Origin of the sequence: Streptomyces sp. NPDC058469 (genome assembly GCF_042721125.1) — a bacterium.
Lineage (GTDB): Bacteria > Actinomycetota > Actinomycetes > Streptomycetales > Streptomycetaceae > Streptomyces.
Genome location: NZ_JBHXME010000042.1, coordinates 52,661 through 63,712, shown reverse-complemented (window position 1 = coordinate 63,712; position 11,052 = coordinate 52,661). Strand labels below are relative to the sequence as shown.

The 11,052-nt window shown below is 69.2% G+C and carries 9 protein-coding genes and 1 riboswitch; all 9 genes read right to left on the bottom strand.

Annotated elements, in window-relative coordinates; all coding sequences use genetic code 11:
• Positions 1-97 precede the first annotated feature (97 nt).
• Positions 98-1,126: an ABC transporter substrate-binding protein gene (locus tag ACFWP5_RS19975; protein ID WP_384157854.1), complete on the bottom strand. Its 1,029-nt coding sequence runs from the start codon at positions 1,124-1,126 to the stop codon at positions 98-100.
• Between the two features lie 64 nt (positions 1,127-1,190).
• Entirely contained in the window at positions 1,191-1,988 is a 798-nt protein-coding gene (locus ACFWP5_RS19970) for an amino acid ABC transporter ATP-binding protein (RefSeq protein ID WP_384157851.1), read from the bottom strand.
• Positions 1,985-2,965 (bottom strand): amino acid ABC transporter permease, encoded by a 981-nt coding sequence (locus ACFWP5_RS19965; protein WP_384157848.1) that lies wholly within the window; start codon positions 2,963-2,965, stop codon positions 1,985-1,987. Before ACFWP5_RS19965 ends, ACFWP5_RS19970 begins: the two co-directional genes overlap by 4 nt.
• A 152-nt stretch (positions 2,966-3,117) precedes the next feature.
• Positions 3,118-3,267 (bottom strand): hypothetical protein, encoded by a 150-nt coding sequence (locus ACFWP5_RS19960; RefSeq protein WP_384157845.1) that lies wholly within the window; start codon positions 3,265-3,267, stop codon positions 3,118-3,120.
• 32 nt (positions 3,268-3,299) lie between these two features.
• A riboswitch (SAM riboswitch) is annotated at positions 3,300-3,408 on the bottom strand.
• A 77-nt stretch (positions 3,409-3,485) separates the two neighbouring features.
• A complete protein-coding gene (locus ACFWP5_RS19955) occupies positions 3,486-4,370 on the bottom strand; it encodes a glutathione S-transferase C-terminal domain-containing protein (protein ID WP_384157842.1) in 885 nt (294 codons plus the stop codon).
• Between the two features lie 67 nt (positions 4,371-4,437).
• A complete protein-coding gene (locus ACFWP5_RS19950) occupies positions 4,438-4,551 on the bottom strand; it encodes a putative leader peptide (RefSeq protein ID WP_363093428.1) in 114 nt (37 codons plus the stop codon).
• A 116-nt stretch (positions 4,552-4,667) separates the two neighbouring features.
• On the bottom strand, positions 4,668-5,918 hold the full coding sequence (locus ACFWP5_RS19945) for an alginate lyase family protein (RefSeq protein WP_384157837.1): 1,251 nt from the start codon (positions 5,916-5,918) through the stop codon (positions 4,668-4,670).
• Between the two features lie 27 nt (positions 5,919-5,945).
• The gene (locus tag ACFWP5_RS19940; protein ID WP_384157864.1) at positions 5,946-9,188 is read right to left on the bottom strand and encodes an alginate lyase family protein; all 3,243 of its coding nucleotides are present in this window, start codon (positions 9,186-9,188) and stop codon (positions 5,946-5,948) included.
• A gap of 329 nt (positions 9,189-9,517) precedes the next feature.
• A complete protein-coding gene (locus ACFWP5_RS19935) occupies positions 9,518-11,050 on the bottom strand; it encodes a glycosyl hydrolase family 28 protein (RefSeq protein WP_384157834.1) in 1,533 nt (510 codons plus the stop codon).
• Between the last annotated feature and the right edge of the window lie 2 nt (positions 11,051-11,052).

The following is an 11,052-nucleotide window of genomic DNA, read 5'->3' as shown; positions in this document are numbered from 1 at the left end:
TCCGAAGAGGAGGGAGCGGGCGAAGGGGGACGGCTCGGGGGTGGTGACCTCGACGAGGCGCACTTTGCGGGACTCCAGGTCGCCCATGAGTTCGGGGTCAGGAGTCGCTGAGCGGCAGTCCGGGCGGATTGACCTCGGACTTGGCGACTGCCTCGTTGGAGAGGTTCCAGGCGGCCAGCCACTTGGCGTACTGCCCGTTCTTGATCAGGTAGTTGATGGCGTCCGCGAGGGGCTTGGCGAGGCCGCTGTTCTTCTTCGCGGTGGCCGCGATCAGGCCCTGGAGGGAGGATCCGGCGCCGGAGTACGTGCCTCCGTTGCGGACCGCCTTCGCCGTGCCCTTGGTCGAGGAGACCTGGTAGGCGACCGAGGGGTTCGGGGCGAGGTAGGCGTCGATCTTCCCGGAGGCCAGCGCGAGATAGGTGCTGTTGTTGTCCTGGAAGTACTTGACGGTGAGCGCCTTCTTGCCCTCGGCCGCCAGCTTCTTCTTCCACTCCAGGAGGATCCGCTCCTGGTTGGTGCCCGCGCCCACGGCGACGGTCCTGCCGGCGAGGTTCTCGTAACTGCCGTCGAAGTTCCAGCTGTTGCTCGCCTTCACTGCGAAGCCGAGGTTGTCCTCCCGGTAGGAGGCGAACTCGTACTTCGCCTTGCGCTCCTCGGTGTCGGTGACGTTGGAGAAGGCGACATCGACCTTGCCGCTGTCCAGGCCGATGAAGAGGTTCTCCCAAGTGGAGTTCTTCAGCACCGGCTTGAGACCGAGGACCGCGGCGACCAGGCGGCCGATGTCGGTCTCCGAACCGGTGAGGGTCTTCTGGTCCGAGCCGACGTAGCCGAGCGGCGGAGAGCCTGCGGGCAGGAAGCCGACGCCGATCTCCAGCTTGCCGCTCTTCGCGATGGACTTGGGCAACTCGGCGCTGATCGACTTCACTTCGGCGACCTTGAGTGTCGCCTCCTTGGCGGCACCGTTGGAGAGAGCGCCCACGGTGACCGTGCCGGAGGCGGCGCTGCCGGACGTGGTGGCCGCGTCACTGTCGCCGCCGCAGGCCGCGAGCCCGCCGGCGAGGGAAGCGAGAACGGTTCCCGCGGTGAGTCCGCGAGTGAGTCTGCCGCGAAGGCTGAGAGTAGACATGGCTGTTCCTAGGCTCGGTGTTAGGGGCTGCTGAAGGTGGAAGTGGTGGGAGCGCGGGTGGGGTTCAGAGGACCTTGCTGAGGAAGTCCCTGGTCCGCTCGTGCTGCGGCTTGTCGAGGACCTCGTGCGGCGGGCCCTGCTCGACGATCTTTCCGCCGTCGATGAAGACGACCCGGTCGGCGACCTCGCGGGCGAAGCCGATCTCGTGGGTGACGATGACGAGGGTGGTGCCGCTGGTCGCCAAGTCCTTGATGACGGCGAGGACTTCGCCGACGAGTTCGGGGTCGAGGGCGGAGGTGGGTTCGTCGAAGAGGATGACGCCGGGACGCAGGGCGAGGGCACGTGCGATGGCCACGCGCTGCTGCTGGCCGCCGGACAGCTGCCTCGGGTAGGCGCCGGTCTTCTCGGCCAGACCGACGCGGCCGAGCAACTCGCGGGCCAGCTCCAGGGCTTCGGGCTTGCCGAGCCTGCCGGTGGCGACCGGTGCCGCGGCCACGTTGTCCAGGACGGTCAGGTGCGGGAAGAGGTTGAAGTTCTGGAAGACGAACCCGATCCGGCTGCGCTGGGCGAGGATGGCGCGTTCGCTCAACTCCTTGAGCCTCCCGCCCTGTTGCCTCACTCCGATCAGCTCGCCGTTGACGCTGACGTAGCCGATCTCGGGCTTCTCCAGGTGGTTGATGACCCGCAGCAGCGTGGACTTCCCGGACCCGGACGGGCCGAGGATCACGGTGACCTCGCCGGGCCGTACGGTCAGGTCGACGCCGTCCAACACCCGGTGCGCGCCGTACCACTTGTGGACGTCGTGCACTTCTACGGCGGCTGGTGTGATGTCCGTCAGCGGTTCGACGGTGTTCGTGGTCATACGGCGGCCTCCCTGCGGATGCGGGCCCGCAGGTCGGTGACACCGGTGCGGAGTTTCTGGATCGGGGTCGGCGGCAGGGAGCGGGTGGCGCCCCGGGCGTAGTGCCGCTCGACGTAGAACTGGATGACGGACACGACGCTGGTGAGGACCAGGTACCAGACGGTGACGACCAGGAGCAGCGGCACGATGTCACCGGGGTAGGTGGAGCCCATCGTCTGCGCGGAGCCGAACAGGTCGAGCAGCGAGACGTAGAAGACCAGTGAGGTGCTCTTGATCAGGCCGATCAGCTGGTTGACGTAGTTCGGGGTGATGGAGCGCAGCGCCTGCGGGAAGACGATTCTGCGGAACTGGTAGCTCTTCGGCAGGCCGAGGGCGGAGGCCGCCTCGTGCTGGCCCTGGTCGACGGAGAGGATGCCGCCGCGGACCACTTCGGCCGCGTAGGCCGCCTCGTTGAGGCTGAGGCCGACGACGGCGACGGCCATGTCGGTGGCCAGTTTCGACTCGTCGAAGGAGAAGAAGGCGGGGCCGAAGGGGACGCCGATGCTGAGCGTCTGGTAGAGGGCGCTGAAGTTGTAGAGGAAGATCAGCACCACGATGAGCGGGATCGAGCGCAGTGCCCACACATAGGTCCAGCTCGTCGCGCGCAGCACAGGACTCTTCGAGAGCCGGGCCAGGGCGAGCAGGATGCCGCCGAGGAGGCCCAACACCGCGCTCAGTGCGGCCACTTCGAGGGTGATGACGAGGCCGTCGAGGATCGTCGGGCGCAGGAACCAGTAGCCGAACCGGCTCCACTGGTAGAAGGGGTTGGTCGCCAGGCCGTGGACGAACTGGGCGACCAGAACCAGCACGACCAGGGTGACGATCCACCGGCCGGGCCGACGCAGCGGCTGAACTCGCTGTGCTGTCAGGGGTTTTGACGGGGCATCGGCGGACGGGGCGTCGGCCAGGGACACGGTGGCGCCTGGGGGTTCAGTCATGGCGGGCTCCGGCGGGTTCACAGACCCCGGTCCGTGGCGGTGGACGCGCGACAGCGGGCGGCACGCGCGGGTGCACGGGACCGGGGGCGGGGAGGGGGCTGGCACACCGGCGGGGGCGGGTGTGCGTCAGAGGTGCGTGGGCCGACTGGTCGTCAGGCCCGACAGCGGGCGCGGCCCGGTGCGGTACACAGTGCGCTGCTCACCCGGAGCAGATCGACAGCGCGGTCGGCGACGAACAGGTTGGCGTACGACCGTACGCAGCCCTGCGGGCGGCTCACGGCCGTCCTGGGAGCTGCGTACATGGCGTCACCTGTCACTGTTCCGGCCCCGCAGGGCCTCGCGCTTACCGAAACGTCATCCGGTCCGGTCGTCACCTGGGGCACCCCACCGCGTGCGAGGGTTGCCGGTCAGCAAGCCAGGGCTTGTTGCTGACACTCATGACCGTTCTAGGTCGCAAGTTAAGACAATTGTCCGAACGCATGTCAATGCCCGTCCAGTAAATGGACGGCTCGGAATCCGCTCAGCTGCGACAAGCCCCGGTTTCGTCCGCCGCGTGGGCAGCCCAGTCCAGGATCTGGACAGCCGCGCCGGCGGCCTCCAGGCCCCGGCAGTGGGCATGGTGGCGGCGGGCGATGCCGTCGAGGTCGAGGTGGGTGCCGAAGGCCGGGTGGGCGGCCAAGCGGCGGGCGTAGGCCCACAGGTGGGGGTGGTCGGCGATGCGCTGCACGGCGGCGGCGTCCAGGTGGTTGCGGTGCACAGTGTCGAGTTGCACCAGCGACACCCACAACTCGACGTCGGCGGCGGTGAGTTCGTCCCGGATCATGTGCTCGCGACCGTCCAGCCACCGGTCCAGCGAGCCCAGCGTCTCCAGCAGCCGGCCGAGCGCCTCGTCGCGCTCCTCCTGCTCGACGCCGGCCGCGCCGGCGCGCTGCGCGGCGTCCTCGATGCCCTGCGCGCACAGCCGCTCGACGGCCTCGATCTCCGACTCGGCGCCGCACGGGTACAGCCGGGGTCCGCCCTCCCCGAAGTGCCGGGCGAGGTCGCGCGTGATGTCGGGGGCGTGGGTGCTGACGATCCGGCCGGACCAGTCGTCGCTGAGCACCGGCGCGGCGGCCGGTCCGGAGTAGCGGTGCGCGCTCGCCTCGTAGAGCGGGCGCAGCGCGGAGTGTCCACCACTCGGACAGTCGGGCACGGCGGACAGGAACACGGCCGGACAGCTCTCGTCGAGACCGAGCAGGCTGTGGGTGACGGCGATGCGCAGCCCGTCGGCGCAGGCCGTGGAGAGATGGAGGCGGTAGCGGCGCGGCACGGCGTAGTGCCCACTGCGCGCGTCGCTCCCGATCCGGCCCCGGAACGCGGGGGCGGACCGGGGTGAGGGGATGGCGGCGAGAGGCGTGCTGGACATGGGACTCCCCGGGTACGGGCGCGTGGACGTACGCGCGGCGGAAGCGTCGTCGAGCGGAGGACGGGGCTCAGCGCAGCGGGCTCAGCGCGCTGCAGACCCGCAGCAGATCGATGTGACGGCGGGAGGTCAGAAGAGGCGAACGGCCCACGCGGCTGGTGGTGACCGGCTCAAGGCGCCCCATGTTTCCCTACCTGTTCACTAGGATTCCCTACTGGAGTGTCGATCCGCCGTCGCCCGGGGTCAAGAGGGCGTCCACGGGTCGGGCACCGATGCCCGACCCGTGGACATGCCGGGCCGCTACTTCGCGTACATCAGGGTGCCGAAACCGAGCTGGTCGTAGCCGCCGCTGTCGGAGCCGTAGTCACCTCCCCCGCCCTCGGGCGCGACGAGGTCGTAGTACATGGCCGAGATGTACTTGTCGTCGAGGCTGATGCGCCGGTTGTAGTGGAAGTGGAGCATCGCCCACACCGGGCGGATCTGGCCGCGCGAGGCCGAGGAGACCACCGTCTGGGACGACTGGGCGCAGCTCTGCCCGGTGCCCCAGGTGTAGGTGGTGAAGGGCACGTCGCCGCCGCTGTTGTACTTCGCGACGTACTGGGCGGCCCTCATGAAGCGACGGCTGTCGTACGAGTACAGGTCGTCGCCCTGGTTCCAGGCCATCTCGCAGATCGCGCCCATCTGGCCCATGCCGAGGACGGTGTGGCCCTGGTCGCGGCCCGACTCCTGCCACTGGCCCAGCGCGTAGCCGTCCGAGTCGGTGTACAGGTACGGCACCGCGTGCGCGATGGAGCCGTTGCCCGCACCGGACTTGAAGTACGTGACGGCCTGGTCGTACTTGGCGCTGTCCTCGTTGAGGATCCCGATGGCCAGGACGGAGGCCATGTTGCACAGGTCCCAGTTGGCCCAGTAGTTGGTGATGCAGGCGTCGTTGTGGTTGGTCAGGAAGCTGTTGTTCATCGGGTAGAAGACGTTCGCCATCAGCCCCTGCGCGGCGGCGAGGTCGAACCCGCTGTAGCCACGCATCAGTTCACACGCGTTGGCGAACTGCCAGCCGTACAGGCCGGCCGCGAGGAACCGGTCGGCGTCGCCGCCGATCGAAGTGAGCGTCCTGGACCACGCGTTGAGGATGTTCGCGGCACAGACCGCGTTGGCCTCGGTGCCGCCGACCTTCCAGCGCAGGGCGTTCTGGTAGGCGGCCGCGATGTCGTTGTAGAGGAGGCTGTAGTTCTGTCCCGTGCCGCCCCGGATGATCGTGGCCGTCGCCCGGTTCGTCCAGGTCGACTGGGAGTGGGAGTTGGCGGTCAGCCTGTTCCAGCCGGACAGCCAGGGGTCGGTTCCCGCCGCGACCCTGACCTTGGCCCGGTTGATGTCTCCGGCGTTGTGCAGCATGCCGGGGTGGGTGAACGTGGCCGGGGCCGCGTGCGCGGCGGTGGCCACGGTGGCGCCGCCGAGGGCGACGGCTGCGGTGAGACCACCGGCGGTCTTCAGAAGACCGCGGCGGCTCAACTCGGTTCTGCGGAGGTGCTCGTGGGGGGACGTGCGGCTCATTGCGGTGCATCTCCAATCCGTGAAGGATCAGGTGGGCGTGATGCTCACCTCGTCGAACTCGGTGGTGCAGCGGACCGGTTGACTGCGTGAACAGACCACCAGCCCGACGTGGTAAGGGGCGTCACCGAAGCCGGGGATCTCTCCGTCGGCGAGGAGGGTCCAGGTGACACCGTCATCGGTGGACTGGGCTGCGCTGAAGACGGTCCCGGCGCGCTTCAGCCGCAGCAGGACGGGGAGGGTGACGGCCGCGCCGCCGGTGAAGGCGGAGGCACCGGCCACGGTCTTGCGGAGCATGAGCTGGGCACTGGTCCCGCCGGTGACGATCGCTCCGGCGGCCTGGTCGAACGGCGACAGGGACTTCGCCATGAGCAGCCCCACCCGGTCGGTGGTCACGCCGCTACGGGAGACGATCCGGGCGACGACCTCGCAGTCACCGCTCACGGGCCGCCGTACGAACTGCCCGGTCATTCCCTGACCGTTGGTGTTCAGGTCGACGCCCGCGCCCCGCACGGTGAAGGTGCCGCCGTCGTACGACGTGTTGCCCGGGGTGGTGATCGCCACCACGCCCAGCGTCCCGAAGTCACGGTCGTCGAGCACGGTGTCGCCGAGATCGCCGTACGTCCACGGCGCGGGCGGCGCGGTGCCGACCGTGAGCGCGAGGGTGCCGGTCGCGGTTCCGGAGGCGTTGCCCGCGGTCGTCGCGACCGTGAACTCCCCTGTCTCCGTGGGGGTTCCGGAGACGAGGCCGGTACGCCGGTCGATGCGCAGACCGGCGGGCAGTCCGTCCGCGCTGAACCGCACGGGCTCGTGCGAGGCACGCAGCAGACGCCGGAACGCGGCCCCCTGGTTCGTGAACGCGGCGGTGGCCGAGGTGAGTCGGGGTTGCGCAGGGGTCGGCATCACCGCCTGCGCCCGCGCCGAACGCGGCCCGCGTCCACCGGCGTTGGTCTTCGCGACCGTGTAGTGGTACGTCGTTCCCGGCGTCCCCGTCGCGTCGGTGTACCGGACGCGGGTGCCGAAGCCGACCGGGCCGACACGGGTGGCGAGGGTCTCGTACGGTCCGCCGGTGCGCGTGGCGCGCAGCACCGTGTACTCGGCGGAGAGGTCCGGGTCGGTCCAGGCCAACTCGACGGCGTCGGCGCCGGTTTCGGCCCGTAGGTCGGTGGCAGTGCGGGCGGGGCGAGGCACACACCAGGCCGCGCCGGACGAGGAGGTCACGCTGACGTTGTCGAAGGCGCCGGTGCCGGTCTCGGCGTAGTCCTCGTCGACGCCGAGGCAGGAGGTGAGGGCGAGGCCCGCATACGCGGTACGCCCCAACTCGACCGCGGTGGAGCCGACTTCGGTCCAGTGGGTGCCGTCCGGCGAGATGGCGCCGGTGCAGCGCGCGCCCTTCCGGGTCACGCGCACCCAGTAGGGCGCCCGCAGTCGGTAGCCGTCGCCCGCGCCTTCGACGTACGGCGCCTCCAGCGGGGTCGCCGACTCGGGCAGCGTGCCGAGGTCGGAGATCGGGAAGGCGGCGGAGGTCGTGATCGCCTGCTGCTGGGAGGGCGGTACGGGTGTGCTGCCGGTCGCGGAGATCTCCGCGCCGGTCGACGAGCGTACCGTCCACACCCCGCTCCAGGTGTGCAGCGGCAGGCCCTGGATCAGCATCGAGGCGTGCGCCGCGTCCGCGTCGAGCGAGGCCCGGACGGTGACGCCGATCTTGGAGTACTGCGAGCTGAGCGGCCACACGATCCGCGCGGTGACCGTGCCGTCGCCGCGCAGCGGGACGTGGACGAGACGGTAGGTGTCGGCCGTGCCGCTCGCCTCCAGGACGAAGCGTTCGCCGTCGAAAGCGGCGGAACCGGGGATCTTCACGTCCCCCATGTCCCGGGTCGACCAGGGTCCGGGGAGACCGGCGGAGGCTGCTGCCCATGCCGAACTGCCGCTCCGGCCAAGGGTGTTGGAAGCGGCCACCGTGTAGTAGTACGTCCGTCCGGTGTGCACGTTCCGGTCGGTGTACGTCGGCCGGTCGACGCCGGAGGCGATCTTCTCGTAGCGGCCGTCCGCGTCGGTCGCCCGCAGCACCGTGTAGGAGTCGGCCCACGTCGACGGCAGCCAACTCACCGTGATGGAACGGTCGTTGCCGACCGCCGTGACACCGGCCGGTGGTGTCGGCACGGTCGGTGAGGGCGCCGTGGCGTCGGCGTAGGCGAAGGTGCCCCAGCTCGGCAGGTCGTCGTTGCTGCCCTCGACGACCCGGGTGCCGCCGGTGCCGCGGAAGACGGCGTTCTTCGTGTACGGGGTGTCCAGGCCGCGCACACCGGCGTAATGCGCGTACGCCATCTCGTAGATCGGCGGCAGGGTGCCGCGCGAAGTGGCCGAGACGGTCAGCTTGATGTACTTCCCGGTGCGGTCGAGGTCGGGGACGAAGGGGACGTCGCCGCCGAGGTTGTAGCGGGCGGCGTACTCGACGTTCGCGAGGATGCGGTTGCCGTCGTAGCCCCAGAGGTCGACGCCCTGGTTCCAGGCGACCTGTGCGGCGTCGGCGAGCAGGCCGACGGCGAGCTGTTCGTGGCCCTGGTCACGGCCACTCTCCTGGCCCTGGCCCGCGTCGGTGACGATGCGGTGGAGGACGCTGCCGTTGCCGGCGCCGGCCGCGGCGAAGCGGAGCGCGTCGTAGAAGAGGGTGGGTTCCTCGCAGAACACGCCTATGGCCAGGAGGGATTGAAGGGACGTCAGGTCCCAGTTGCCGTTGGCGTAGAGCGTGTAGCAGGACAGGGCCGGGTACCAGACGCGGAGGAAAGAGTCCTGGCAGCGTGCGATGTCGGCGGCGGTCCAGCCGTCGTAGCCGGTGTGGCGGAGGAGTTCGGCGGCGTTGACGAACTTGAACGCCTGGAGGCCCGCGCCGAGGGGGCCGTCGGCTCCGGTGATGGCGGTGAGCGAGGCGGACCAGGCGTTGAGGATGTCGCGGGCCTTGTCGGCGTGTGCGGTGTCGCCGGTGACGGACCAGATGAGGGCGTTCTGGTAGGCGGCGGCCGAGTCGGCGACGGCCTGGTTCTGGTAGTTGGCGGGGCCGCGTCCCCAGGTGGTGATCTGGCCCGTGTTCTGCACGGCGTACGACGACGAGGAGCGGGCGTGGGCCGCGAGCGCCAAGTAGCCGTCGTAGACCGGGGATTGCTTGGCGGCGACCGCCGCTTTCATGCGGGCGAGGTCGGCGGCGGTGTGCAGTAGGCCGGGGTGGGTGAAAGCCTCGGTGTGGTTCTCGGCGGCCCGGGCGGTGCCGGGCACGAGCAGTCCGCTCGCGCCCGATGCCAGGAGCAGGGCCGCGGTGCCGCCGAGGAAGCCCCGGCGGCTAGGGCCTGTCGTTCGGATCAGGTCGCAGGACAGTGGCGGCAACCCGTCAACACCGCTGAGCGGGGTCTGGTGCGTGCAGTTGCAAGGCGGAGGAGACGTTGTCATCAGCGGCTGCCGCCGCGGGCGACGCGGAGCGATGGGAGTCCCTCCCGGTTGAGCGAAGCCGAGACTGGGGGAGAGTGACGACAACGCGGCAGATGCGCGTGCCAGGCCCCGCGTCTGCGAAAGGATCCGAACGACAGGTCCGAGAGGTGCGGGGATGGTCATGACGCGGCGGCCGCCTCGGCTTCGGCGGTCGTGAGGAACTTCAGGTTCGTCACGTGCTCGTTGTAGAACCACTGGATCTCGTCGGTGGTGTAGTACCAGGAGGGCTTCTTCATCGAGTCGGCGACGACCAGCCCGTTGATCACCAGGTTCTCGAACGTGACGTTGTTGATGGCGTGTTCGGCGTCGTAGCCGAGGAAGAGGGACGGGTTGGCGCGGGTTCCCGTGTAGTTGAGGTTCTTGACGTACACGTCCTCGATGCCGCGGCCGACCGAGGTGTTGTACTTCGTGTTGAACATGACCTTCATGTAAATGACCTGGCCCCAGCGGAAGTCCTCGATCCGGACATCCTCGATGCGCACGTTCTTGATCAGGTTGGAGTCGCCGGGGTTGAGGGCGATGCAGCCCTGGTAGTTCATCTGGGGTTCGCGGTGGTCGAGGATGTCGATGTTCTTGATGACGAGGTTCTCGATCACCTCGGGGGCGTCGCTGTTGCCGTGCGTGCCCACGTTGATCGGGTGGGCGACGTCGGCCCACAGGGTGCAGTTCTTGACGGTGATGTCGCGGGTGTCCCCGTAGTAGTCCCAGCGGTGGCAGTAAATGGCGATGCAGTCGTCGGAGTTGCGCATGAAGCAGCCGTCGAAGGTGATCCCGGTCGAGGAGAAGACGTCGAAGCCGTCACCGTTGCCCTTCGAGCTGAACGCGCGCGCCTTGGTGACGTGGACGTTCTCGCTCTCGGCGAACGTGCCCGCGTAACCGGCCGGGTTGAGGATGATGACGTCCTCGATCCGGATGTCCTTGCTGCCCTCGCTGAGGATGGAGCCGCCGGGGTTGTTGTAGAGCACCCCGCGCCCGATCAGGCGGGACTTCTCGACGTTCTTGAAGTACACCTGCGCGGTCAGGACGGCGCCGCCCGCGAGGTAGACGGTCGTGCCGCTGGGGACGGTGAGGACGTTGCCGGTGACGGTGTGGACGCCTGGGCCGAAGTAGAGGACGTTCGGGTCGTCGGCGGACGGGACGTGGTGCTCGACGCGGTTGGTGATCAGGTGCAGGGCGTCGAACACCTCGTCGTTGATCTGGACGACGACGTCCTTCGGCTCGTCGAGGGTGAACCGCAGGGTGTCGCCGAGGAGTTCGGGCGTGATGCCCAGCGCGTCCGGTCTCACCCGGGCCTTGGTTGTGCCGCCCTTGAGGTAGGTCACCTCGATCTCGACCGAGCCGTTGAAGTCGAAGTACGCCATCGACGAGCTGTAGACCTTGCCCGACCCGGTGGACGCGTTGATCTCCTCGAACTGCGGCCGGTAGATGTCGAGGGTCTGCCAGGTGCCGTGCGCGGTGCTGCGCACCCGCACCTGGAAGCTGGTGTTGGTCGGCATGGTCGCGGGACGCGGATAAGTGACCAGCTTGGGGCGGGAGTTGTGGCCGCCGTCGGCGTGGGCCGCCGTGGCGGTGAGCCCGGACAGTCCGGCGGCGAGCGCCGTGGCACCGGCCGCCTGGAGGGCCGTACGACGGGACAGGGGGGTGTTGTTCACGG

Bases quoted from the DNA above. Each gene is read 5' to 3' on its own strand.
- ACFWP5_RS19945 (WP_384157837.1), bottom strand. From the start codon at position 5,918: ATGAGCCGCACGTCCCCCCACGAGCACCTCCGCAGAACCGAGTTGAGC.
- ACFWP5_RS19955 (WP_384157842.1), bottom strand. From the start codon at position 4,370: ATGTCCAGCACGCCTCTCGCCGCCATCCCCTCACCCCGGTCCGCCCCC.
- ACFWP5_RS19970 (WP_384157851.1), bottom strand. From the start codon at position 1,988: ATGACCACGAACACCGTCGAACCGCTGACGGACATCACACCAGCCGCC.
- ACFWP5_RS19975 (WP_384157854.1), bottom strand. From the start codon at position 1,126: ATGTCTACTCTCAGCCTTCGCGGCAGACTCACTCGCGGACTCACCGCG.
- ACFWP5_RS19965 (WP_384157848.1), bottom strand. From the start codon at position 2,965: ATGACTGAACCCCCAGGCGCCACCGTGTCCCTGGCCGACGCCCCGTCC.
- ACFWP5_RS19960 (WP_384157845.1), bottom strand. From the start codon at position 3,267: ATGTACGCAGCTCCCAGGACGGCCGTGAGCCGCCCGCAGGGCTGCGTA.
- ACFWP5_RS19950 (WP_363093428.1), bottom strand. From the start codon at position 4,551: ATGGGGCGCCTTGAGCCGGTCACCACCAGCCGCGTGGGCCGTTCGCCT.